At 42.4% G+C, this 24,881-nt stretch carries 25 protein-coding genes and 1 pseudogene; 12 read left to right on the top strand and 14 right to left on the bottom strand.

Translation table 11 applies throughout. The features are described from left to right. Positions 1-283: 283 nt before the first annotated feature. Entirely contained in the window at positions 284-2,215 is a 1,932-nt protein-coding gene (ftsH, locus tag GLO7428_RS11310) for an ATP-dependent zinc metalloprotease FtsH (protein ID WP_015188679.1), read from the bottom strand. A gap of 140 nt (positions 2,216-2,355) precedes the next feature. Next, complete coding sequence (locus tag GLO7428_RS11305) at positions 2,356-3,024, bottom strand: DUF1614 domain-containing protein (RefSeq protein ID WP_041918605.1); 669 nt, start codon at positions 3,022-3,024, stop codon at positions 2,356-2,358. Between the two features lie 315 nt (positions 3,025-3,339). On the opposite strand from GLO7428_RS11305, the gene mgtE reads away from it, so the two are divergent. Further along, positions 3,340-4,740, top strand: a complete 1,401-nt coding sequence (mgtE, locus tag GLO7428_RS11300; RefSeq protein ID WP_015188677.1) for a magnesium transporter — start codon at positions 3,340-3,342, stop codon at positions 4,738-4,740. 7 nt (positions 4,741-4,747) lie between these two features. On the opposite strand, the gene GLO7428_RS11295 is transcribed toward mgtE, so the two are convergent. The 4 genes from GLO7428_RS11295 to GLO7428_RS11280 all read right to left on the bottom strand — a co-directional run bounded on the left by GLO7428_RS11295 (position 4,748) and on the right by GLO7428_RS11280 (position 7,751). Then, positions 4,748-5,002 (bottom strand): hypothetical protein, encoded by a 255-nt coding sequence (locus GLO7428_RS11295; protein WP_015188676.1) that lies wholly within the window; start codon positions 5,000-5,002, stop codon positions 4,748-4,750. A 385-nt stretch (positions 5,003-5,387) separates the two neighbouring features. After that, on the bottom strand, positions 5,388-6,572 hold the full coding sequence (locus GLO7428_RS11290) for a M20 family metallopeptidase (protein ID WP_015188675.1): 1,185 nt from the start codon (positions 6,570-6,572) through the stop codon (positions 5,388-5,390). 111 nt (positions 6,573-6,683) lie between these two features. Further along, complete coding sequence (locus GLO7428_RS11285; protein WP_015188674.1) at positions 6,684-7,148, bottom strand: DUF732 domain-containing protein; 465 nt, start codon at positions 7,146-7,148, stop codon at positions 6,684-6,686. 120 nt (positions 7,149-7,268) lie between these two features. After that, positions 7,269-7,751, bottom strand: a complete 483-nt coding sequence (locus tag GLO7428_RS11280; protein WP_015188673.1) for a pentapeptide repeat-containing protein — start codon at positions 7,749-7,751, stop codon at positions 7,269-7,271. 525 nt (positions 7,752-8,276) lie between these two features. On the opposite strand from GLO7428_RS11280, the gene GLO7428_RS11275 reads away from it, so the two are divergent. Both GLO7428_RS11275 and GLO7428_RS27835 read left to right on the top strand, forming a co-directional pair. Beyond that, positions 8,277-8,792: a hypothetical protein gene (locus GLO7428_RS11275; protein WP_051038425.1), complete on the top strand. Its 516-nt coding sequence runs from the start codon at positions 8,277-8,279 to the stop codon at positions 8,790-8,792. After that, positions 8,780-8,938: a hypothetical protein gene (locus tag GLO7428_RS27835; protein ID WP_155823693.1), complete on the top strand. Its 159-nt coding sequence runs from the start codon at positions 8,780-8,782 to the stop codon at positions 8,936-8,938. The genes GLO7428_RS11275 and GLO7428_RS27835 overlap by 13 nt, the downstream gene beginning before the upstream one ends. Before the next feature lie 159 nt (positions 8,939-9,097). Here the strand turns inward: GLO7428_RS27835 and GLO7428_RS11270 are convergent, their stop codons facing one another. After that, positions 9,098-10,762 (bottom strand): serine/threonine-protein kinase, encoded by a 1,665-nt coding sequence (locus GLO7428_RS11270; RefSeq protein ID WP_015188672.1) that lies wholly within the window; start codon positions 10,760-10,762, stop codon positions 9,098-9,100. 455 nt (positions 10,763-11,217) lie between these two features. Here GLO7428_RS11270 and GLO7428_RS11265 point away from each other — a divergent pair, with 455 nt between their 5' ends. The 3 genes from GLO7428_RS11265 (at position 11,218) to GLO7428_RS11255 (ending at position 12,835) form a co-directional block, all read left to right on the top strand. Beyond that, the gene (locus tag GLO7428_RS11265) at positions 11,218-11,841 is read left to right on the top strand and encodes a WecB/TagA/CpsF family glycosyltransferase (RefSeq protein WP_015188670.1); all 624 of its coding nucleotides are present in this window, start codon (positions 11,218-11,220) and stop codon (positions 11,839-11,841) included. Between the two features lie 119 nt (positions 11,842-11,960). Beyond that, the gene (locus GLO7428_RS11260; protein ID WP_015188669.1) at positions 11,961-12,350 is read left to right on the top strand and encodes a phage holin family protein; all 390 of its coding nucleotides are present in this window, start codon (positions 11,961-11,963) and stop codon (positions 12,348-12,350) included. Positions 12,351-12,649: 299 nt separating this feature from the next. Continuing rightward, positions 12,650-12,835, top strand: coding sequence for a YqaE/Pmp3 family membrane protein (locus GLO7428_RS11255; protein WP_015188668.1), 186 nt, complete (start codon positions 12,650-12,652; stop codon positions 12,833-12,835). Positions 12,836-12,997: 162 nt separating this feature from the next. Here GLO7428_RS11255 and GLO7428_RS11250 read toward each other — a convergent pair whose 3' ends face one another. Together GLO7428_RS11250 and GLO7428_RS11245 are read right to left on the bottom strand one after the other, a co-directional pair. Continuing rightward, a complete protein-coding gene (locus tag GLO7428_RS11250; protein ID WP_015188667.1) occupies positions 12,998-13,774 on the bottom strand; it encodes a hypothetical protein in 777 nt (258 codons plus the stop codon). A gap of 151 nt (positions 13,775-13,925) precedes the next feature. Further along, the gene (locus GLO7428_RS11245) at positions 13,926-15,545 is read right to left on the bottom strand and encodes a peptide ligase PGM1-related protein (protein ID WP_015188666.1); all 1,620 of its coding nucleotides are present in this window, start codon (positions 15,543-15,545) and stop codon (positions 13,926-13,928) included. Positions 15,546-16,067: 522 nt separating this feature from the next. Between GLO7428_RS11245 and GLO7428_RS11240 the strand changes: the two genes are divergently transcribed. After that, a complete protein-coding gene (locus GLO7428_RS11240) occupies positions 16,068-16,928 on the top strand; it encodes an SDR family oxidoreductase (protein WP_015188665.1) in 861 nt (286 codons plus the stop codon). Positions 16,929-16,989: 61 nt separating this feature from the next. Here the strand turns inward: GLO7428_RS11240 and GLO7428_RS11235 are convergent, their stop codons facing one another. The 3 genes from GLO7428_RS11235 to GLO7428_RS11225 all read right to left on the bottom strand — a co-directional run bounded on the left by GLO7428_RS11235 (position 16,990) and on the right by GLO7428_RS11225 (position 19,431). Beyond that, the gene (locus GLO7428_RS11235) at positions 16,990-17,397 is read right to left on the bottom strand and encodes a hemerythrin domain-containing protein (protein ID WP_015188664.1); all 408 of its coding nucleotides are present in this window, start codon (positions 17,395-17,397) and stop codon (positions 16,990-16,992) included. Between the two features lie 82 nt (positions 17,398-17,479). Then, a complete protein-coding gene (locus GLO7428_RS11230) occupies positions 17,480-18,517 on the bottom strand; it encodes a hemerythrin domain-containing protein (RefSeq protein ID WP_015188663.1) in 1,038 nt (345 codons plus the stop codon). 341 nt (positions 18,518-18,858) lie between these two features. Further along, positions 18,859-19,431 (bottom strand): hemerythrin HHE cation binding domain protein, encoded by a 573-nt coding sequence (locus GLO7428_RS11225; protein WP_015188662.1) that lies wholly within the window; start codon positions 19,429-19,431, stop codon positions 18,859-18,861. 270 nt (positions 19,432-19,701) lie between these two features. Between GLO7428_RS11225 and GLO7428_RS11220 the strand changes: the two genes are divergently transcribed. Beyond that, positions 19,702-20,442, top strand: a complete 741-nt coding sequence (locus tag GLO7428_RS11220; protein WP_015188661.1) for a DUF2993 domain-containing protein — start codon at positions 19,702-19,704, stop codon at positions 20,440-20,442. Positions 20,443-20,598: 156 nt separating this feature from the next. Next, a complete protein-coding gene (locus GLO7428_RS11215; RefSeq protein WP_015188660.1) occupies positions 20,599-21,141 on the top strand; it encodes a DUF2231 domain-containing protein in 543 nt (180 codons plus the stop codon). 216 nt (positions 21,142-21,357) lie between these two features. Here GLO7428_RS11215 and GLO7428_RS11210 read toward each other — a convergent pair whose 3' ends face one another. After that, positions 21,358-21,576 (bottom strand): transposase, encoded by a 219-nt coding sequence (locus GLO7428_RS11210; RefSeq protein ID WP_155823690.1) that lies wholly within the window; start codon positions 21,574-21,576, stop codon positions 21,358-21,360. Between the two features lie 52 nt (positions 21,577-21,628). On the opposite strand from GLO7428_RS11210, the gene GLO7428_RS26035 reads away from it, so the two are divergent. The 3 genes from GLO7428_RS26035 (at position 21,629) to GLO7428_RS11190 (ending at position 24,036) form a co-directional block, all read left to right on the top strand. Continuing rightward, a complete protein-coding gene (locus GLO7428_RS26035; protein ID WP_015188659.1) occupies positions 21,629-22,252 on the top strand; it encodes a hypothetical protein in 624 nt (207 codons plus the stop codon). Positions 22,253-22,669: 417 nt separating this feature from the next. Further along, positions 22,670-23,134 carry a protein kinase gene (locus tag GLO7428_RS26030; protein ID WP_081588067.1) on the top strand — a complete coding sequence of 155 codons (465 nt, stop codon included), beginning with the start codon at positions 22,670-22,672 and terminating at the stop codon, positions 23,132-23,134. 527 nt (positions 23,135-23,661) lie between these two features. Next, positions 23,662-24,036 carry a DUF1636 domain-containing protein gene (locus tag GLO7428_RS11190; RefSeq protein ID WP_015188657.1) on the top strand — a complete coding sequence of 125 codons (375 nt, stop codon included), beginning with the start codon at positions 23,662-23,664 and terminating at the stop codon, positions 24,034-24,036. Between the two features lie 175 nt (positions 24,037-24,211). On the opposite strand, the pseudogene GLO7428_RS11185 reads toward GLO7428_RS11190, so the two are convergent. Beyond that, positions 24,212-24,806: pseudogene (locus GLO7428_RS11185) on the bottom strand (Rpn family recombination-promoting nuclease/putative transposase); the annotation flags it as partial. Between the last annotated feature and the right edge of the window lie 75 nt (positions 24,807-24,881).

Here is a 24,881-nt window from a genome sequence, read left to right as displayed (position 1 = left end):
CAAGTTTGGGAGAGGGATTTAGGGTGAGGGCGAGACTCACACGCATTGATTAAACCTCCTGCATGAATGCTTGATGAATAAATTCACAGCCAAACAAAAGACAATCTACCACTGTCAACTTATTGATAAAAGTCTTGCCTCAGTGTACGAAAGTACACTTTGCTTGAGTAGCCCCTGACTTCAGTCAGAGGGCGTTTGTGATTCATGCAAGAAGTCTATTTATTGACAAGAAAAAGCGATCGCCCTTGCATGAGAAGCGATCGCCTTAATTCTTTAGTCTCACTTACACCAAAACTGATTGCATCAAAGGCTTGTCAGGAGATAACTTGCCACTACGCAGCCACTCATCTAACTCGGATGGTGCTTGCACTTTTTTCAGTTGTTCGCGTAGTTTTTCGCCTTCGAGGATTTCTTGCTGCAATAAGATCTGTGCCGTTTCCTCTAACAAGTCGCGATTTTGAGCCAAAATGCTTAAAGCAATGTGATGCGCTCCATCAACGATTTCTTTGACTTCGCGGTCGATTTCTTCTGCAACTTTGGGGCTAACTGAACGACGCGGGTTGCTAAAACCGCCGAGAAACTCTTGTTGGATTTTCTCAAAAGCAACTGGACCTAACTCATCACTCATACCGTAAAGTGTCACAGCGCGTTCTGCTAAATCAGTAGCTTTTTGAATGTCATCACTCGCCCCTGTAGATACTTTCCCGAAAATCAATTCTTCAGCAGAGCGTCCGCCAAGTAGCGTTGCAATCCGCCCGCGTAACTCATCTTCAATCATTAAAAAGCGGTCTTCTTCGGGCATTTGTACGGTATAACCTAATGCACCTACACCGCGAGGAACCACTGAGATTTTCTCGACTTTACCCGCACCAGGCATCAAAGCACCGATAATCGCATGACCAACTTCATGGTAAGCAACGGTCTTTTTCTCATTTTCATTGAGAACGCGCGATCGCCTCTCTAAACCAGCCACGACACGCTCGATTGCTTCATTAAAGTCACTCATCGACACAGCTTCGCGATTTTGGCGGGCGGCGAGAAGTGCGGCTTCGTTCACTAAGTTTGCCAAATCGGCTCCCGCAAAGCCTGGGGTACGTCCGGCAACGGTTAGCAAATCGACATCATCCGCTAACTTCACATTCCGTGCATGAACTTTGAGAATCGCTTCGCGACCGACTTTATCAGGGCGATCGACAACAACTTGACGGTCAAATCTTCCTGGACGGCGTAGCGCAGGATCTAGCACTTCAGGACGGTTTGTCGCGGCGATGATGATTACGCCAGTATTCGCATCAAAACCATCCATTTCGGTAAGCAACTGGTTTAGCGTTTGTTCGCGTTCGTCGTTACCGCCAACAAAGCCGTTAGCACCGCCTCGCGATTTACCCAAAGCATCTAACTCGTCAATAAAGACGATACAAGGCGCTTGTTGCTTCGCTTGTTCAAATAGATCGCGGACGCGCGCTGCACCGACACCGACAAATAACTCGATAAATTCTGAACCGGAAATGCTAAAGAAAGGAACACCCGCTTCACCGGCGATCGCTTTTGCGAGTAAGGTTTTTCCTGTTCCTGGAGGTCCGACAAGTAGAACTCCCTTAGGAATTTTCGCTCCAAGTCGAGTATATTTACCCGCATTTTTGAGGAAATCAACAATTTCTTGGACTTCTTGTTTAGCTTCTTCAACTCCGGCGACATCACCGAATTTAACTCCGGTAGTTCCTTCGGAGTAGATACGCGCTTTACTTTTACCAACCGTTAACGCAGCAGGACCGCCACCTTGACGGTTAATTAAAAATCCCCAAATTCCAAAGAAAATTAATGGCGGTATCACCCAACTTAAAATTGTGCCAATCCAACCATTATTATTCGGTGCTGGAGCCGCAAATTTAACATTATGGTCGCGAAGAATTTTGGGAAGATCTAAGTCAATCGCAATTGGTGTTGTGGTAAAAGCTTGACCCGTTTCTTCTGGTGTTTCGGATTTGAGTGCAAACTCGATGCGGTCGCTACCAACAATTGCCCGATCGACTTTATCCGCTTCGACTTGCGCAATAAAATCGCTGTAAGAAACTTGCGGTAAACGCGGACCAAAGCTTGGCACAATAAAGTTTAGTAGCAAAAGTATCGTAAATAAAATCAGCAAGCTGCCTCCGAATTGCCGTGCTTGTGGCGGCTTTTTCGAGCGCTTGTTATTGTTTGTTTCAACAGGCATTTGAATAGCTTCTCCTAATATGAAAAGAAGTTGGAGATCAAAGGTCAGATAGAAATTCTATGAAGAAGACGCCTTGTGTTTGTACCTATGGTATTGATCAGCTAGCCCCGATCTCTGACCTCTGACCCCTGACCTCTAATTTAGGTCAAGAGTAAGGCGAACAAACCGCACAAAGTAATACCATCAAATACTCCTGCACCACCAATACTTAAAACCCCCGAACTCATCGATTGAATATCTTTGAGGTGAAATAAGTCAGCACCAATCAAAGTTCCTAAAATTCCACCAGCAAAAGCCACTGGTGCTGCATGGGCTGTTGCCAAGACCATTGCTGATAATGCCGCAGTCAACGGTGCGATTAAGGGATTCATTTGAATGCCAATTCCTGGCACAACTCTAGCTGCATAGTAACTAACAACCGTCACGATCGCCGTCACTAACACAATTGCCAAGGTATTACCTTGCGTAAATTGATACAATGCTAATCCTACAGGAATGACACCGCCTCCTACATTAATCGCAACGACAGTAGAGCGTTTCATCCGTTTGAGCGGAATACCCCAATACTCGCGCAACCATAATTCAGTTAAATTATCTGCTGTTGGTTGCGGCGCTTCAACTTTGTAAAGTGGAATATTGATTGTGCTGCCAACGATTACCGCAGCTAGTAATAACACCGCTACATCGGGTGCAAACCCCAACTTGGCTACCGCTAGCCTAATAACGTCAACTGCTAGCGTAAACCACAAAAAGGGTAGAAACAGCAATAAGACGAGAAATAGTAACAGCGATACCGGCAGGTAAAACATTGACTTACCAATGTGAGAGCTTGAACTTAACCGCTCTACAGTCATTGTAAAAGTAAGCGATCGCGAGTAACAGTTCGGTGTTTACTTAACATTCCACCGCAAAAGCCGCACCTTACTGCTTCGCGGAGTGATGAATTTTGAGTGATGCCGCACTTGGCTTAAGAGAGGGGTGACGGGTGAGAATGTGCGAACTTACGGACTTTCTATCTTGCTCGCTGTAAAAAATTATAGACTAATCAATATTTCGGAAATTCGCCCATATCACATAGACTAAAAGCAGCGAATTTTGCACTTTTGGGTTCAGGACGGTAAGCTTTGACTGAAACTAACAATGTATCCTCACAATTTCAGGATGTCTCGCGCAGGGAACTGCGAGAGTTAGTACGGAATCAACTGCAATCACTCCTCGAACAAGGTGATTTGCAGGGAGCCAAGGCTATTTTAGAACCTGTACAGCCCGCAGATATCGCGGAAGCAATCGAAGGCTTACCAGAAGCAATGCAAGCGATCGCCTTTCGTTTACTATCGAAAAGTGAAGCGATCGAGGTTTACGAATATCTTGACTCAAGTGTTCAAGAAGCACTCATCGTCGAATTTAAAAGTCAAGATGTTCTCGATATTGTCGATAAAATGTCACCCGACGATCGCGCCAGGTTGTTTGATGAATTACCAGCAAAATTTGTAACTCGCCTTTTAGAACAACTGAGTCCTGCGGAACGCCAAGCAACCGCTCAACTATTAGGTTACGAAGCGGGTACGGCTGGGCGGATCATGACACCCGAACTTATTTCATTAAAAGAAAACTTTACCGCCGCGCAAGCATTAGAGCGAATTCGCCGTTTAGCAAATGCGACTGAGACAATTTACTATCTTTATGTCACCGACGCGGCAAGACGATTAACTGGGATTTTGTCGCTACGAGAACTCGTCACCGCACAGCCGCAGCAAACGATCGGCGAAATCATGACGCGTGAAGTTGTATTTGTTTATACTGATACTGACCAGGAAGAAGTGGCGAGATTAATTCAACGCTATGACTTTTTAGCGGTGCCTGTCGTCGATCGCGAACAGCGTCTAGTGGGAATTATCACGGTTGATGACGTGATTGATATCTTAGAACAAGAAACCACCGAAGATATTTATGCGTTGGGTGGTGGTGTGCAATCAGGAGGAGATAACTATTTCCAAACTGATTTAATTACAGTTGCACGCAAGCGCGTTGTTTGGTTATTTGTGCTTCTTTTAACTAACACTGTTACTGGAACGATTATTAGGTCTGAAGAAGAAATTTTACAAAAAGTAGTAACGCTCGCAGCTTTTATTCCCTTGCTAACTGGTACTGGTGGTAATGTTGGCGCGCAGTCTTCTACTGTTGTGATCCGAGGGATGAATACCGATGAAATTAAAGCCCTAGGACCGCTGCAAGTCATAGTGCGCGAAGCGATCGCCGGAGCTTTATTAGGGACAATGCTAGGAAGCATCGCCACTGTCTGGAGTTACTTTTTGCAGGGAAGTTGGTTAGTCGCGATCGCGGTTGGGATGAGTCTAGTCGCAATTTCGATTCTTGCGTCTGTATCAGGTTCTGCATTACCTTTTTTGTTTCGCTTAATAGGCTTAGACCCAGCCTTAATGTCTGCACCCTTTATTACAACGGCTGTGGATGTGCTAGGTGTCTTGATTTACTTCAACTTAGCCCGCGCAATTTTGCGACTGTAGAAGCTGTTTATAGCTCAGATGGTGTATCAGGAGCAACAATTTCACCTCCCAGCTGTAAAGGCATTTCTTGCTCGTCAATGAGTTCACTCAATTCTTTAACTTGCAGATTCATTTGTTCGCAAGCGGCTTTGAGTTCTTTCGCAAATGCATTCACATCTTCACCATAGCCGCATTGGTAAGCCGCAGTTTCAATTCCTTGCTTAGCATTAGCTCTGGCACAATCTACTAAATCGGTGCCTTGCAATGGTGTATTTGATGGCATAGCTGATTCGTCGTTATGTACTCAATGATTGATAGATTACCAATTGATCGTAAAAGCAGCATCCTTCTTGTGGAAGACGGCGTTTATCGTCAGAAATGAGTGTTGTAAAGGTAGAAAGCGGCATTAGGTATAAGATTTACGCAACAGCTACCCCGAACAATCACGGCTGTGCATGAGTAGCCGCTTTTTTGGAGGAGGTTTGGGGGACGGTTGCGTCCTCCGATGCGGGGAATGGGGAAAGCCCCCAAGTCTTGGTTCCGCTCAAAACGCTAAGATTGCGTAAATCATAAGATAATTAAGTACATATAGCAGTCTCGTTGGGGTAGTTGGGACATTAAAGGTACGAATAACCATTACCATAACTGATTTTCACCCCTGACCTCTGCTATATATTTTGCTGCCAATACTTCCAAGCGCTATATGCTAGCGTGACAACTCCGGTAACAATCGCTGTCTCGTCTACTTCAAATTGTGGATGGTGCAGCGGGTGATTTACACTGCGGTCGGGATAGCCTACACCTAAACGAAACATCACACCAGGCGCTTTTTCAAGGTAAACCGAAAAATCTTCTGCCCCTAACGATGGTTCGGGTAAAATTTGTACGCGATCGCTTCCCCAAGCTTCTTCCGCCGCAGTTTGCATGAGTTGTGCGAGTGACAAGTCGTTATTCACGCCTGGAACTCCAAGACTGTATTTTACTTCACACCTTGCGCCGTAGCTTTGGCAAACATTCGCAACCATTTGCGAAATCCAATTCGGAAGTTTGGCGCGAGTTTCAGGATGCAGCGATCGCACGGTTCCGAGCAACTTAACTTGATCCGCAATTACATTCGGCGCTCGACCGCCCTGAATTTGACCAACCGTTAATACGATTGGATGTAATGGGTTTTGCGTGCGGCTGATTGCTTGTTGTAGCGTTGTAATAACTTGCGCCGCGATCCAAATCGCATCGATCGCTTCATGCGGTCGCGCGCCGTGTCCTGATTCGCCGATAATCATAATTTCTAACTCATCCGCTGCGGCGGTCAAGGCTCCGTAGCGTATCCCCACTGAACCCGCAGGAATCGAAGGAAAAACATGAAGTGAGAAAATTGCCGAAACGTTTTCCATAACGCCATCCGCTACCATCCAGTTGGCACCTTGGGCAATTTCTTCGGCTGGTTGAAACAAAAATCGAATATTACCTGGTAATTCTTCCGCAAGGCGCGATAAAACCATCGCTGTACCTAGTCCGACTGTCGTGTGGACGTCATGACCGCAAGCGTGCATAATTCCTGGTGTCCGCGAAGCATATTCTAAACCAGTACGCTCTTGTATCGGCAACGCGTCCATATCCGTACGAATTGCGAGTAAGCGCGGATCGCGACCACCTCCCTGCACCTCTCCCACAACGCCAGTTTTTCCTACGCCTTCTTGTACGTGAATTCCACAGGATGATAACACTCCTGCGACGAAAGCAGCTGTTTGATACTCTTGACCACTCAATTCTGGATGAATGTGAATATGGCGGCGAATTTCAATCAGGCGGGGTGCTAGTTCAGTTGCTAACTCTTTTATACGGCTGAGCATCGATGCAGTAATTCGTAATTACCTATTCCCCCATGATAAAGAATCGTTCAAGCAAGAATTTATATGTAAGTATGTTCATGTATACATGAACAAGCTATTTTGGATGGCTGATTATGGCTTACTAAACTGAGGACAGTAGTGTTTTGTCGCTAAACTTGCAATCACCGATGAATTAACATTATCGACTGTACTTGTAACGCCTTCGGTGCGGTGGTAGACGATATCCTCTAACGTCAGCCCGATTTCTAGCTCGTTGCATATGCTTTTTGCTTGCATAATACTCGATTCGGGCGATCGCTCGATGCTTGCTAGTAATTTATCTCCAATTTGAGGATAGCTCATGACTGTGCGCTTGTAGTCAGCGATAAAAGCGCGATCGCCTCCCACGCCACTTGTTGCTTTTGCCAATCGGGTAGATGCGTTGACCTGACACACTGATGCAGACAAATCTAATACCTGACCTGATTTAGTCGTCATGTAACAAACATAGTCAACGTCTTGAGCTATTGCGGGAGCAAACCCTGCTAAAAAAGAAATAGCAGCCGTCGAAATTGTAGCGAATTGTAAAATTTTCATTGCGTCACCAAGTCTGTTCCTCGCTCATTAATCCCAAACTTAGAAACGCAATAACACCAAATTTATGTTTTTTACATTTTTGTATACAAAAACCTCAGTATATATACTGAGGTTCAGCGATTACCAATAGCGGCGATCGGGTGTAACGACACCATTGGGCATTGTTGTTAGTCGAAACTTTGCACCTCGGAAGTTAGTCACTAACATTCTTGCACCTCGGAGGCTTGCTCCCTCTAAATTAGCAGCAATGAAACCGGCAAAAGTCAAGTCAGCATTCTCTAAATTTGCCGTTCGGAGATTAACTCCAGTTAAAGTAGCATTGGTTAAGTTCGCCCCACGTAGATCGGCAACATCCAAGTTCGCCCCACTTAGGTCAGCACCTGTGAGATTACTTTGCGATAAATTAGCACGAATTAGATTAGCGCCTCGAAGGTTAGCGCCACTCAAATTTAATTGATTTAGCGGTGCATCGCTGAGGTCGCATCGAGGACACGCTCTAGTTTGCTTGAGTTGCTCCAAATCCTGAGGACTATACGCTTGTGCTGAAGCTACGAACCACATGGGAGTTAACAAAATAGCGACAGAGAAAAGAGTGAGTTTCATTGCGTAACTAACTTACTTACTAATTAAGTGTAATTTGGAAGGGTGCTGTGTTAAATTTATAGCTCAAACTGTTTGACGCAAAGTAAAATCATCGGTTCCACTACACTAAATCTTTAAATAAGGTAATGATTTTATAGCGTTAACGATTACCAGTACAGGGTAATTAATCTTAAATGTAAGAAAAATAAGGCAAAGTTCAGGTTTAATTTGCTGAACTTTTTATGAGTTAATTGCCCGATGTTTTATTCATTACATATAGCCTGGCGAACGAATTCGCGGCTAGATCGCGAAGTCCACTATGTGAACTTGATAAAATGACGACTTCTCTGTTTGTTTGATCAAAATCACTATTCAATAAAGCTGCGTTTACGTATAGTCTTCTCTCGCCCCTCGTCCCTAACTCCTCGCTCCGAAACATTGCTATTGTTAAGTATTTGCGCACGGAAGTGAAATGCCTTGACTACTCAACACTAGCCAGGGATTATTAAAATTAATTCCTATTAAACTGAGATATCCTGGTTTTCCATGAGCCTTGAGCTAACTGAACAAGCAGAAGCGGAAATTTGGGCGGAAGCCGAACAGCACTGTCCACCTGCGAATTCGAGCGATCGCCTAGAAACTATCTACACAGTGCCACCATTATTAGGTCCTGCCTACTATCACATAATCGAGTTATATCCAGGTTTAGAACTGTTTATTTTCAACAAAACCTATCGCGATCTGACAGTATGCGGATTGGAGAAGGATCATCTTGTGCAATTCAAGGTGCAGTTGTCGGGGGTAGAAGATAGTGGCGACCATGTGTTGATTAATGCAGCGCAAAGCTATGTAGGTGGGAGTAGGATTCAGCGTAGCCTGACGGTGTTTTCGCCTCAATCTCAACCTCAGGTTGGCGTGGATATTCATATGCTGCCACACCTGCTGAGGCAATTTTTTGCTACACCGACAGGAGAACTGCTAGCCGAACTGCAACCCTTGGTACAGAAGAACAACTGCAACGGGTGTTTTCACCCAAAACCACAGCAGCAATGCGAGCAGTAGTTAGACAGATGATCGATTGTCCGTTTTTTGGTGCGGCGAAGCAACTTTACTTGCAAAGTAAGGTGTTTGAGTTGATGGCGCTCCAGTTGAATGGCATTATGGAAGGCAATCTTGCTTCTCCAACAGCATCGCTGGTTACAGACTGAATGGCGCAAATTGAAGCGTCGCTGGTGCAAATTACCGGAGTACAAGTTGAAATCCCCGAAACTGGATTATACCATTTCACTAAATTAAAACGACAAATCATTTCTCCTCTGCTCCTGAAGCTGCCTGTTTGTATCAACTGAAATTGAACGGTATAAGTATTAGCGCCAGCCTAAAAAGCGTAGTATAGGAACAACAATGTAGTAGCTAATACCCAACCAAAAGCCAAGAATCAGACCTAAAGTAGCAAAGAAAGCGATCGCAGCAGCTAAATCTAACCAACTTGGTGAAGTGATAATAGGAAAGTGCCAAAAACCAGGTGGATAAATATTCAAGCTGGTGAGGAGCAAAAACACCGCAGCACAACCACCCGCCGTAATTCCTGAATGAACTAAATAATGGCTGGGTAAACCTAAACCTAAGGTGAGAAAAGCAACGGCGATCGCAATTGACGCTGCAATTCCAGCATCTCCAGTATTTCCAAGGATCAGCTGCCAAACCAACCAACTTAAGCTATAGCCGCACAACCCCATGAGTGCAGCAATTAAATATCGCCGTCGCTGACCAAATCCACCAGCGGCTGTGAGTCCCCATGCGGTTCCCATGCCCACAACGGCAAATAATAGAATATCTGCTTCTACGGTTAAAAAAAGCTGTTGCGACAAAAAACGAGCGATCGCATTTCCGAGGGGCGACCAATATGCTAAAACAAAGCCTATAAGTGTTGCGACACACGCTCCGCTTGCACCTAATAGCATTTCCCAAAAGGTATCCCAGGTAGCGCGTAGTACCTGTGCGATCGCTCTCAGTAGAACAACCGTTGATTTCGATAACCCCACCGTCAAGGAACGAAATACAATCCGCGAACTGTTCCAGCTATTGAGCAGGAGTTTGAATAAAAATAGCCATCGAAAAGGCTTTTGCGCTTTCGCTAGACGTTCTTGAATAATTCTCGCGTTTGCTGGTCTACGGCGGACATCATCTTGCACCATATCATCGAGCAAATCAGCGATCGCAGGGCTAACTTGCGCAAAGCGACGCCACTGTAATTGTCCTGTCATCGGATCTTGTAAGTCCGAGATGTACTTACCCGTAAGCATTTCAATCATCGTCCGCCCCAGTGCATAAAAATCGGCGGATGGTCCAACAACGCCTCCCGCTATCTGTTCAGGTGGGCTATAACCTGAAGTGAATAATCGTGTTGAGTGGTCTGCTAAGCGTGATGTTGCTGCAATCTGCTTGGCTCCCCCAAAATCAATTAAAACGAGTTGTCCTGTTGCTTCTCGCAACATGAGATTTGATGGTTTAATGTCGCGATGAACGATCTGGCGGGTGTGTAACTCGTGTAAAATCTCTATAGCTTGCTTTAGCCAAGCTATGACCCACTCTTCTGGGCAGCCTTGCGGATACTTCTCTAACACCTCTTGCAAAGTCTGACCGTCGATTTTTTCCATTACCAAACATGGCAAGGAAAGCGGCTGAAACCCCTTGATAGTGACTTGAAAATAGCCATTAGGTTCTACTCTGGGGACACCTGGATGGTGTAAGTGCTGAAGTACTGCGGCTTCTTGTTCAAATAATTCTAATGCTTTAGGTGAAGGATCGATTAAGACCTTCAACACTTGTTGCGTCTGAAACTGCAAGTCCCAAACGGTGTATATCGTGGCAAATCCACCTGCGCCTAACTGTTGTAAAGGCACATAGCGACCTTTTAACTGTAGCGATGTACCACAGCGATCGCAAAACTTGCTTCCCCAAGTCTTAGGATAAGGATGCGGGCAATTTGGGTTAATGCAGTGAATTGCACGCTGAACCAACTGCGACACGACTACCAGAATATGCAGGCTTTCTCGATTTTACACAACTATGAGTTGATACATCACGCTACCGCATAATCAAAACATGGATTAGCGACTATTTGCTGAATAATTTCGGGAATTGTTAATGAGAAGCTTGTGATGCAATAACCAATTACAGTATTCTACATCCCTCAATTCAAAAAAGTTTGGTAGATAAGAGCAACGAGTAATGCTACCAGCAAGCCTTTTCTATTTCTTATATCTGAGATAGATTTCTAAAATTTATTTAGTATTTGTATTTATAACTTTGGATGATTGCCAAGTCTTATTTCAAGATTGGGATTGAACATGAATAAGTTTGATGAAGTCAATATCCTTGAAACAAAATTTCATAAAATTAATGTTTGTCAACTCATAAATTATGCAATTAAAGCCGCAAAAACAAGCGAAAAACGATAATCAGCAACGTCAATATTAAAGCAATGAATCTGGCGTATGAGCTTGATTGGTATAGAAGTTTTATTAACAATTCAGATTTGATATTTTGTGATGGCTTTGGTGTTTTGCTGGGAGCAAAAATGCTTGGTTATGATGTAGACTCTACGCATCGTATGACTTGTCCTGACTATATCGAAAATTTAGGACTGGCGTGCGAGCAACATAATATATCATTATTTTTACTTGCTGGTAAACCTGGTGTAGTTGAAAAAGCCATAACTCAGCTAACCTCGGCTGCACCTAATTTACAAGTACAAGGACATCACGGGTATTTTGAAAAAACTGGTGCTGAAAATGAACGTGTTATTCAACTTATCAATGAATTTAAACCAGGAGTTCTTTTTGTTGGCTTTGGTATGCCATTACAGGAACAATGGATATTAAATAATCTAGAACGCATAAATGCCCGTGTTTTTGTACCATTAGGTGCTTGTCTTGATTTTTATACTGGTACAGTGTATCGCGGTCCAGCATGGATGACTAACTGTGGTTTAGAATGGCTAACGCGTTTAGTTACTGAACCGCATCGCTTGTGGAAACGCTACATCATGGGTAATCCATTATTCTTCTATCGCGTTTTCAAAGCGCAGATACGTAAGAGTAAATAAAGCTTGTTTTCCGAGAGATCTATCTTCTTGGAGAGGTGCGATCGCGGATAACCATAGAAGATCGTAATTATTAAACTCTCTCTGAAATTTCCAGTCATAAATTCAGGAGAACATACTCTATGACCGCAGCTTTTTTTACACTACTAGCTACTGCTCTAAGCCTACTAATTGTTGACATTGTTGTTCCAGGTGTTGATATTGCAACTTTTCCAGCTGCTTTGATCGCTGCTTTTGTTATCGGTGTAACTAATTCATCGGTGAAACCAGCACTCACTAAACTGGCTCTACCACTCAACTATGCTACTCTAGGACTATCCTCACTAGCCGTCAATGGCTTATGTTTTTGGCTAGCAGCGCTATTTGTTCCAGGATTTGCTGTATATAGTATCGTGGGCGCGCTTCTAGGTCCAGTGATTCTATCTTTTGTCAACACCTTTTTGAGTAAGTACTTTGCTGAAAGAAATTTAGGTATTACAGCAACTACGACTAATACAGAAGTTAAGTCATAGCTTCTCACCTCGATATTTCAGTTCTTCTGAAAGAAACAGATTAAATCCGGCTCAATATGTTGTTGACTTAGATATGCTCAAGTCAATAAACAAAGGTGAAGCAAAGCCGGATTTACATTTAAACCTTCTGAGTTACTGAAGATACAGTAAAATTATACGGTTTTTACTCCAAGGAACACTATTTCTGATACGTTGAGAAACAATTTTAGAAGTAATAATTCCTTAGGTGGAGGCACTAAAACTCGAAATACAAGAGTATAGATTTAAAGGTAGTTCAGTACAAAGTTAAGAGCAACAATATGAAACTACTACGAATAGCTACAGGTATTCTTTTACCTCCATTGGGAGTCTTTTTAACAGAAGGAATTAGCACAGCTTTTTTAATTAATATTGTGCTTACCCTCTTAGGCTGGCTTCCTGGAAGTATTCATGCAGTTTGGATAATTGTCAAGCACGAAGAACGCACGAACAAGGCGGTATATTAATGTCAGATAGCTCAAACATCTGATACTGTAAACACAGGAAACCGTACTCAAATAGGCAGTACGGTTATTTTTTTTAGATTTACATACAAATATAAAATACTGAGCCTCTATTTGTTATTTAAAGAGACTCAGAAACTTGCTGTTATAAATAAATCACATTTGTTATGTTGTCGGTGGCTTTTTATCTCGCAAATAGTCAGTTGCTGTTTGCAGTAAATCGCTAAGAATACGTTTGATTTGTCTTTCTTTTTTAGCGATCGCAACTCCTGCATCTCCCATTTTTTCTTCTAGCTGCGATCGCTTTTGTTCTACTTGTTCAGCGACAGGTTCAGCCTGGGTGCGTGTTTTACTATACCAAGTTTTAGCCTCGTCAAGATACTCTTTGACATCTTCGTATCTTCCACCGTAACGCGCCGCTATATTAGCGCGTAGAATAGCTGCTTGGGCTTGGAGTTGTGCATATCGCTTTTGCAGTATTGCAGCTTCCTCGCTATTTTTTAGCGTGTTGATCGCCGATTCGATTGCTGCTTTGATGTTGGGCGAAGTGTCTTTTCCAGTATCTTCAATATCTCCTAAGAGTCTTTCTATTTCCTGTTGCAATTCTTCTTCTTCGGAATCAAGCTTTGCTTGTAGTTCCCTTACTTCAGCATGAGTTTTGGCGTTTTCTTTGCGTCTTAAGCTAGTCACACCATCGATCGCGCCTTCAATTGAAGCGGTGATATTTTCTTTGAGATCGTCTCCTTGTTGCTGAACATTTTCGGCGACGGCTGAAACAGCATCTTTAACAAGCGAACGAATTTCGTTTGAGCCTGATTTGAATTCGTCGGTTACTTGTGAAACCGCATTTTGGACAATTTCACGAATTCGAGATGCCTTTAATTGACCTGTTTCTTTTGCTTGTTTGAGGTCGTTTGTAATTTGTTCTTTGATATTTGTCATTACTAACTCCTGGTAGAATCATGTTTGTCTAGACCAGGTTTGCATCTGATGAATAATCAGTTTTAACTTGACCTTGGCACTGTCTTTATAATGACTTACAGTGTTCTTGAGTAGGTACTTCCTTTAGATATAAACCCATGCAAATCGTTACTCAAGTTGCACCGTTCCAAATAATAGGACCGCAAGCGTCTAATTCCCAAGTAGGATTATGAGCATTGTGGCGCGTTTCTTCATCTAAAATTTTCACGACTTTGTTATAAATTTCCTCAGCTTGTTGCGGAGAATCACCAATACTTGTTAATCCAAGTTTGCCAAACTCTGAAAGGCAACCCATTAGATGAAAGACTGTACCTGTTTCGGTTCCAGTGTCAAAATGTAGCCGATGATAAGCAATGATATCCATTAAGTCGCTAGGAAGTAAGCCGCGATAGCGCTCTTTTTGTAAATTATCAGTAGCAATGTAGTATTTTGGACGACCATGAGGACTATAAAACATTCCCGTTGCTGGGTGATAACGTCCATTAGTTAATAGTTTCAGTGTCATGAATGGATGTGTTGTTCCACCCTTGCGTAAATTAATTTCAATTGCTTGTAAATCCCAGTGTTGTATGCCGTTACGATCGGGTTGTTGTACAGCAATAAAATCAACACCAAAGCGTTCTAAAGCACCTTTTTCAGCTAATTTTCTACCAACTTTTATCCCTAATTCTTGTAGCCGCATTCGATAGGCTTCATCGGCGGGAAAGCGACAACCAAGATAAATTTGACCGTCAGGACCACCAAGAATTTGATCGTGGGTTGAGAGAATTTCTACCTCACCACTGGGGGTAATTCGACCTTGTACACTGGGCGATCGCTTAATATCTCCTTCGATAAATTCTTCAACAATTGCGCCTAATTCAGGAATCCGAGTCGAAAAATTTGCCCAATTTTCGGATGTGGCTTGAAAACTCATCGTAGCAAAGCGCTGCGTCATTGCCTCGATACGTTGTTCGCGTGTTGCACTTCCAGGTGCTAAGTGATGAATTGGTCTTAAGTCAAGTAAAGCATTCGCTTCACCGGAAATTCCTTCGTTGAGTTTAACGACTAACCGTTTAATTTCGGGTTTACGTTCCCATAAGTTGGCGGCTTCTGCGGCTAAGTCTTGTGCATTCCATACGCTACCACTTCCATCAGGATGCGGTACGCCACTTTCGGCAAAGATTTGCCGACTTCCACTTTTTGTCCCCCAAATCGATAGTTGGGGATCGCACGCATACAAGGGAACTCCGATGCGTACAGACAACTCGCTTTCTAGAAAAGATGAGTTGTAGCAAATCATGTAGGCGTTTTTGAGGTCGATCGCTTGACGTATTCGTTGAATGAGGCGCGGGCGTTCGAGAATTTTTTGCGTCAGGGGTTTGAGTGAGGAATCGTAAGTCGAAAGGAGTAGCAGGCGATCGCGGGCGTGGGAAAAGGGAATTCCTGGTAAAAGCTGCAAATAGTAGTCTATGACGCTTGGATGTATCGGCTGCGAAGTGACATAAATCAGGCGGGTACGCGGGTTTTGCAGGCGAATCAAAGAGAACAGCAAACGTTCTTCGTAGTGATGACAGCCTGGTATTTTGAGGAGTTCGCGCTGGTCTACACTCAACGAAGGAATGACCAAGATATCAGCATCACTTTGGTCAAACAATTCGATTGTTGCCCAGCGATCGCGTAACTGAGATTGTAGCTGTTTGAATACTTCGATATGTTGCGTTTCTATTAATGAAGGATCTAACGTTTGCATCGCCCCAGCCTACAGACCTTAACTACAGCGATCTTACTCTGGTTAGTATTGTGTACGAAATACTTCTTAAGAAACAGTAAGATTAGGCACACTCTAATCAAAATGATTCTATTTACTTATAAAGCCATTTTTTTGGCAAATTAGTTAAATTTTACGGGTATAAATACGCGATCGCAATTATGGATTACGCGTTTTGATGTATTAGGAAAGCTGTTATTGTTGAATTCTTCGCAATGAAAAATAGCTAATAGCTCATGCCATCTACCCGAAATAAAAGTAAATGTTAGTTGACTCTACCTCCTAAGGCTGACACGCATAAATTCTGCTTTCCATCTCTAGATCGATAAAGTCAAAGGAGGTGATAGATAAGTTAGTGCTAGAGATGATAGTCGCGTTGCTCAGAAAATTGTTTAAGAATTCATATGACAGGAATCAACGCAGCATCATCTAAAAAATGTATTACTGCTGAGAAAAACAAGACTAAGCCTGTTTTATGTAATTCATTACAGGAGATAATTAGCTATGCCAGAAGAACAATCGTTGCAACCGCCACAAGAGCAAGATCAACAACCAGGACTGGAATCAGAAATGACGCCAAAGCCCAAGGCAGATGACCCCCAGCATCAGGGTAGCGGTAAACTATTGGGTAAAGTTGCCGTGATTACTGGTGGTGATAGTGGTATTGGTCGTGCGGTGGCGATCGCCTTTGCGAAAGAGGGTGCTGATGTCGCGATTATGTACCTTAATGAACACGATGATGCGAAAGAAACAAAGCGTTTAGTAGAAGAAAAAGGACGTAAAGCGACAACGATCGCGGGAGATATTGGGGACGAAAGTTTTTGCAAGCAAGCGATCGAACAAGTTGTACAAGAGTTCGGTAAACTTGATATTTTAGTGAACAATGCGGCAGAACAGCATCCCCAAGAAAGTCTTGAGGATATTAGCGCGGAACAATTGGAACGCACATTCCGCACGAATATTTTTTCGATGTTCTACCTAACCAAAGCGGCGCTAAAGCATCTTCAAGAAGGTAGCACGATCATTAATACAACATCTGTCACTGCATATCAAGGTAATCAGCAGTTAATTGATTACTCTTCAACAAAAGGCGCGATCGTTGCGTTTACGCGATCGCTTTCCCAAAGCTTAGTGAAAAAAGGAATTCGGGTTAATGCTGTCGCACCAGGTCCAATTTGGACTCCGCTGATTCCTGCAACCTTTCCCGAAGAAAAAGTCGCAGACTTTGGCAAGCAAGTCCCTATGGGTCGTGCAGGTCAACCGGAAGAAGTCGCTTCATGTTATGTATTTCTTGCGGCTAATGATTCGTCTTACATTGCAGGGCAAGTTTTACACCCCAACGGTGGCACGATCGTTAATGGTTAAGAAACTAGAGAGATTTATCTAATATTAGTCCGCAGTAGCGGGCTTTTTTGTTTTTATAAAACTATCTTTTACCATCATACGATAACTGCTGTCGTTGTGCGTCTGTTAAGCGCTTGCTAGCTTCTCCTAAAACCTTATCTTCTTCTTGGATATAAAGTCTTACTAATTTTTGCAAGTCATAAACTTTTTGCTCAAATTCTTTTGTCGCAGGACTCAATAACTCAAGTTCCGCAATCAAGAACTTAAGGCGATCGTATTGATCTTCAGCTATAGTAATTTGCTCAATAATATCTGTGCATCGTTGCCGTAGCAGAGGATAGAAGTGTTGCTTTACTTCTGTGAGTAATTCAATAGCTTGGCTAAGTTCATTGAAGAGAGTATATCTTTTTTGAACATCTGCATTACACATTTCTGCTAATAAATTCGTTAGTTTTTGATGTTCTTGTTTAATTAAATCAATAATATCCATAAAAATTTAGACCTTGATAAAGAAACCCACCACAAATAGTGGTGGGGGTTTACCCTAACTAAACTGTCAACTAATGACTAAATTAACTAGCAGCCATTTGGTCTTGCAACTTGCTCTTAGCTTCTTTGAATTTTGTAGCCAGTTGCTCACTTTGTTCATCGCTGAAGTTATTGCGAATTGCGGTGAACATTGTGCTTTCTTCTTGACGAATATGATCGCCTACTACATTCATCAATTGGTTAACTTGATCTTTGAATTGAGAAGATGAAGGATCTAAAGCTTTAATTTGATCCAACATTCGCTTCATTTCAGCTTGTTCATCATACAATTCTTGGGTGTCATTGTCACCATAGTAGGGACGAACTGCTGGATAAACAACTTCTTCTTCGGCTTGAGCGTGGACTAACAGATCCTTATACATCTGACCGAAGTATTCTTGAATCTTCTGAGGATCGTCAGTCGCTCCCATTTCTGTATATAAGGTGTTGACTTTAGCATGATCCATCCGGATAATATCCTGAATGTTCATGTCTTTTTTGTCAGATCCTTGAGTGATGACGCTACCAATGACACCGGTAGCCGCCGCTGCTGCATCTTGAATGCGCGCGAAGAGTCCTTGATCTGGGGTTTGTCCGGTGATTTCACGAACACCGAGTCGCTCAAGCAGTGGCTTAAGTTGCTCTTGATGACCGCGATTCTCGAAGTTGACGGTGTTAATTGGTGCGATCGCAGCTTGTACGTCTGCACCAATAACTTGCGCTGCTTTGTGAATTAAGTCTCCTGTCATGAATTGCTTATGCTTAAGCAGTTCAAGCTGAGCAACCTTTTCATAGGTACTAAGTTCAGAACCTTGCATTAATTTCTTAACAGTTTCGACAAACTGTTGTTCTGTTTGCTTTGGTTCTCCCTTAACGCCATATTGCACATATGCAGTTTCAATGACACCAAGATTTTTTTGGTCAGACTCAATCATACTCTGGAGGTCTTTTTTGCCCTCCTCGTCATCTACTTCAGATAATAATTGTTGTTCACTAAAAATTAATAGCTCTTGAACGGCTTTAAAATCTGCCATTTTGCTACCAAGCGCAGCGCGCTTTGTATCATCTAGCGTTACCGGCATTCTACGATTTCCTCTCTTTTATTCGTACCAGTGTTCTTAACTTTGAATATATCTATGCTTCTCTAGCAAGTTCCTCTTTCTTATGACTGATTAACTGCTATGTCTTATAGCCGTAATATTTGTTAAGAATAATCCAAAAGAAGCAAGCCCTTATCCTTGACTTTCACGTTTGAAAAACATGCAATTATCAAAGATAAAGGCTAAAGTTTGAGAGTTATTAAGTTAAATGAGCACTATTTAAAACCTATCTTTAGGTCAATGCTGAAAATGAACAGTTGAGCGGTTGTCGCCTTTCTACACCAACAATACTAAAATAACAAAACAGAAAACGTCATATTGTTCTAGCTGGCTACGCTACCAAAGACACCACTCAACGCCGATACTGCATCTTGAACTCTTCCCCAAACGCCTTGGTCAGGATCGCGTCCTACGAGTTCGCGAGTACTTAATATTTCTAAAACACCTTTGAGTTGCTCTTGATGCGCTCTATTCTCAAAATTGACTTGATTCAGCGGCCCGATCGCTTCCATTAAGTCTTCGCCAACAACTTGCGCGGCTTTATGAACTAAAAGACCAGTCATCGCTTGCTGGTGTTTTAATTTTTCATGTTCAAACACTTTTTCGTAGGGCGATAGTTCATTACCCGCCATCAGGTTTTGCACAGTCTCAACGAGTTTGTGAACTTTTTCGGGGGCGTCAGCCGAAGCACCGAGTTTGGCAATACTATTTTCGATAACTTGAAGATTCTTCTGATCGTCCTTGAGCATATCTTGTAGGCGATCGCGAATGTCTGTATCGCTAATGGCAGAGCTTAAGGTTTGCTCATTGCTAATCAATAAATTTTGGATAGCTTTTAATGTTGCGAGTCTGCTCGCGATCGCCTGAAGCTGTGTTTCATTAAGCGTAGTTGCCATACTCTATATTTCTCCGATTGCTCTAGGTTAAACGAGAATAAGTTGCAATAAACTAGAGCTTCGCATAACCTATTTTGGCGATTCATCCTCCTTATGACTGATTCAGCACAAGCAAAACTTTAAATCATAAATTAACTGTATAAGCATGGCTGCATCGACGAATACAATGTGTATGAACGTTTCCTCCACCAGTTGACAGATACAAGGCTAAGAGCAAATCGTTAGATTTACGAAAGAAATAAGCTCTTATTCAAAGGGAAATATTAGATAATGTTCGACCAACAGCCTGGACTAGGTGAGGAAGCACTCAACAAAGTGGCAGAAATTGGAATAGCTAGCCAGCTTGATGAAGTGGAAAACTTGGATGTAGATATCAAAACTGATCCATTCAAGCTGATTCAAGGAGAAGTTGACTCGGTAACGATTGATGGCGATGGCTTAGTTATGCAAGGCGATCTGCGCGTAGAAGAACTAGATATGCACATGAGCAGCGTTGCGATCAATCCGCTGAGTGTTGCGTTGGGTAAAATTGAACTTACAAAACCAACCGAAGCAAGTGTTCGCGCTGTTTTAACCGAAGCAGATATCAACCGTGCGTTTAACTCAGATTATGTACGTCAGCAATTACAACAGCAACAAATCCACGTCCATGGTCAACCTGTAACAGTTGATGCTCAACAAGTCGATTTTCGCTTACCAGGAGAAGGGAAAGTAGCGCTAAACGCAAGTGTAATGTTGCGAGAGGGACAAACACATCAAGTTGCTTTCTCGGCTGTACCGCGTGTTAGTGCTAGCGGACAAACCGTGACGTTAGAAAATGTCGAATATGGAGACAACGAGGAACTTTCGCCCGAATTGACGCAAGCCTTAATCGAAGAAACAAGCGAAATCTTAAATTTAAGCAACTTTGACTTGGAAGGAATGACGTTAAAAATTAACAATTTACAAATAGAAGCGGGCAAAATAATTTTGCAAGCTGAAGCACACGTTGAGCAAATTCCTTCAGGTTGAAATTGTCGGAGAGAATAAATAACACTTATAGCAATAGTCAATATAATTAGGACATTGTAGAGCCTCAGAATCATTTCTCTCATCTGACCCCTACGGGTAAGGCAGTGCCTTTTACCCCTGTGACCTCTACTATATATTCCTTGAGCAGGAGAACGCATGGAAACACAGCAAACACGGGGAACACCGTATCCCAATATTCCACCAGTTATAGAAAGCGACGATCGCGAATATCGTGACCCTGGTGTACCTAGTACTGTTGCGATCGCCGGACACCCATTACATCCGCTCAGCGTCATTTTTCCCATAGGATCTTTAGCAGGCGCTTTAGTGACTGATGTTGTTTATTGGTTCACTAGCGATCCTTTCTGGGCGAGGGCTTCGTTTTGGTTGATCATTGCGGGTTTAGTCACTGGGCTAGTTGCTGCAATTATTGGCATGAGTGACTTCTTACAGATCGAGCGCGTCCGCAAGCGCAGCGCTGGTTGGGCGCATATGGTTCTTAATGTTTCTATACTTGTATTAACGGCTATCAACTTGTATTTACGCTGGGGTAACTACGAAGCCGCTATACTACCTTGGGGATTAGTTATCTCGCTGATTGTCGGTACGCTCACAAGTGTTTCTGGCTGGTTTGGTGCTGAATTGTCCTACCGTCACAAAATCGGTGTAGTAGGTCCAGGAAGCCGGATACAACCTTAATACAATAGAACCCTGTATAGATTGCGATTACAAATCGATTTGCCGCTAGATAAACAAGGGTATCTACGATTTATACGGAAGGTTCAATGAAATAATACTGCTTCTTGATGAGGGTAAGTTATTACTTACCCTATTTTTATGATTTTCAAAATCAGTAGCTATGCAAAAAAGAATCAAAGTTATAAGTAGCTAGGCAGAAATATACGACCAACTAATTCATGGGTCTTGAGTTGAGGTCACGAGCGTCTCAATCAGGTTCATCGGCGAGGAATAATTGGGCAATTGAAACAGATACAACCCTTTGTCTTGCCAATCACACCAATATTCTTTCACTTGTTTGCTGGTATGAATAGGATGATTATCTTGGACAATTACAGTAATTTGTCCGGTTTGTGCGAAACATTCTGCCGCGATGTTCGCTTGCCAATGCATCATTTTTAAATAAGATGCTTGATTGAGACTAGCCAATTTCAACGCATACTGAAAAATGTTGACACAACTATCTTGCTTGAGTGTAGCGGCAGATGGTCGATATGCTACTGCCGAAGAATTACAATTTATCAAAAACTATTTTCAGTCTTTTGATGTACGGCTAAGTGCTTACGAAAAAATGACTAAAGCGGAATCAGAAATTCGCGATTGCGTCGAGGCAAAAATGCGCGATATTGAGCCGAGTTTGTTTCAAAATACTTCTGGAGATTTTACGTCAACTTGGAGAAAAGATATTATTCAACTCCTCACGTATGCTACGGCTACTTTTCGTACTAGGATAGAAAGTTTAATCATCGCAACACAAACGCTTTTAGTGATTAATCAAACAGGTATTATGCAACAAGTAACATCGCTGAATAAAAACTCTCATTGGTTAGAAACTATTGAAGGCTTTGCGGTTATTGGTTCAGTTGCTGGGGCGATCGCCTCGGTCATTTCGCAGCAAGCGATCTTTGCTTCGCTTCCCTTATCAGCGGCTGTCGTACTCAATTGGGCAAACTGCAAACTTTTGATCGTGTCAATCCAACAGAATCAGCAAGCAATAACGCAAGTATTAGAACAAAGTACCACTCCTCAAGAAAGATTTGCTTCTATTTCCACCCAAGTGGCGCAACTATAGCAAGCAGATGTTAACTTTAATCGCAGCATAACTGAGAATAATACAGCGTTAGACCAACTCAAGCAAGAAAACAATAATCTTGAAAACGAGGTTGAACAATTAATTCGGCAAATCGCAGCATTGCAAACTACTAGCCATTCAGAAAAAAGACATCAAGCATCATCTGAGGATATCCAAAGATTATTGACTGAACACACAAAACTTGCTGAAACAATAAATTATCTGCGAGACATTAAGCGTTATCATCAAAATATTCAACTCAATCCTAATGTAGAACTAGCTCTATGAATTCTCAATATTAAACTTAGATTTGTTAGGAAAAGGACAGTTTGGACGTGTTTTTAAGGCAGTTCATATACCAACAGAAAGCTTAGTGACCATTAAAGAGTTCGACAAAAAAAGCTTATCTACTTATAAATTTCTTCGAGAATAAAAATTTTAGCAAGATTACAACATCCTAATATTATTAGTCGTCAGGGTATTGAACACACAGAGAAAGGACGCTACTTAGTATTGGATTATTGGAATGGTGGTAATTTACGCCATTTCATGCAATCAAATAGCTCACTCAGCTTACTTCAAAGCTTAAAAATAATTGCAGATGTTCTCTCTGGTTTAGAACACGCGCACAACAGCGGTATTAGACACTGTGATATTAAGCCAGAGAACATACTACTACATCAGAATGAAACAGGTTGGATGGCGTGTCTTGCTGATTTTGGAATTACACGACTAAGCCAAGAAAAATACACAGAAATTAATTTAAGAGCGCCAGCATATATGGCACCTGAACAATTTTATGGTCACTTTTTACCTACTTCTAATTTATACGCAGTAGGAGTTGTGCTTTACCTGACGGGGCGACAAGCAACCCACAATTGAGACAGCGCAATGTTTTGACCGAATTATGGTAAAAAAAGATAGGTCAGTTATTCTCAACAAGACCTATCTATTAATAAAATGCTACCTTCATTGTACCAAACACACCTAGAAAATCAACTGAAGCCTACCCAGTTGTTGTTAAATCTTCTGATTAACGTAGTGCAAGCTGTGAAAGAAGTCAGCCTAGAAAAAATAGCTACTGCTTTGCCTTTCCCAATTTTATTTGAAAGTAGACGGAAACAATTACAAATATATTTATCATTTCCCTTATTGAAGATTGAGACACTGTGGTTTCCCATTGTTCAAACTTGGTTATCTCTAACTTTTTCGGAGCAGCCAAATCTCTATTTAGTTATCGATAGAACAAGTTGGAGTCGAATAAATATAATGACTAACTGTAGGAAAATTTATATGTAGCGCTCGAAGCTAAGCCATAAGCTATTGATTATCAACGCAAGCTTACGCTAACTCGATTACCATTTACCTATTACCTATTTTTCCACATTAGACACTTGTGATACACAATTATGCCTACTTGCCTACTTGTCTGTAAATCTTGTAACCGTTCTTCTGAAGAATTGCCAGAAAATCAAGTTGCTGACGGTACTCGTTTAATCGAACAACTCAACGCCTTAAGTGCTGAACAAACGCAGTGTAAGTATCTGAGAATTCAGCCAGTGGGATGCTTGTGGACGTGCAGTTCTCCCTGCGCCGTTGCTTTTTCCGCGCCTGGTAAACCGACTTATCTATTCACCAACGTACCTGCGGATGACACTGCCGCTGCGTTACTTCAGTTTGGCGAACTGTATTTAAAGAGCAAAACAGGAAATATACCTTGGCAGCAGTTTCCGCAAGTGTTACAAGAAGTGAGTATTGCCAAGATTCCAACAATGAGTCGATAGGTAAAATGCGGCGCGATCGCATTTTTTGGCAGAATTAGTCATCCGCTTGGGCAATATCTGCATCATGCGATCGCGCTTCTAACCAAGCCTGTAAACTTGGGTGTTTCAGCGTGATTCCCAGCATCACTTCTACCTCTTGTCGATTTAATTGTTTGTGCTACGCACACACTGCGCGAACAAACTTGTACGCGATGATCGTTGTCATCATCTCTATTATCACTTGTGTTGTTGGTTGCGGTTGTTCTTGACGAGTTCGGTTTAACAAATATCTTGCTTCTTGTGGTGCAATTGCTTCCTCTACTGTCGTCAATACCATCAAGGCTACGTTCAGCGGTAAAGTACGAATATCACCCAACTCATCTAAATACACACGATGAACTTGTCCACCATTAAGAAATGAGCGATGCGGATAAAGATCGCTTTGTTCGACATTTTGTGAGAGGTAGATAATTACCGCTTGCCAGTCGCTAAATCGAGCACGGTTGCGGTAGAAGGATAACGATGATTCGGCAATGACTCGTTCGTAGAGCATCTCATCTTTTTGGAATTGTACCGTGCCTCCGGCAGGCTTCGCCAACACAGAAATACACGACTCCTGCACCGTCGTTTTCGGGTGGTAAAAACACCCCATCGATCTCAAACTTGGGTTCTTTAACTGCTACCGAATCAAAGCGGTACTCTACTGCATTAATTGGTGGATTTGTCAATAGCTCAAACAGTAAAGTAGGAGATTGTTGAAACAGTTGATAAAAGATTGAGTCGCGGCGCATGAAGCATTTTAGATTATTTGTCTACTTAACCTACGATCGCGCATTGTCCTAAGCATTCCCATCCGCTAAAATTAT

It is taken from the genome of Gloeocapsa sp. PCC 7428 (assembly GCF_000317555.1).
Classification (GTDB): domain Bacteria; phylum Cyanobacteriota; class Cyanobacteriia; order Cyanobacteriales; family Chroococcidiopsidaceae; genus Chroogloeocystis.
The sequence above is the reverse complement of the archived record's forward strand: the minus strand, read 5'-3'. Positions and strand labels throughout refer to the sequence as shown.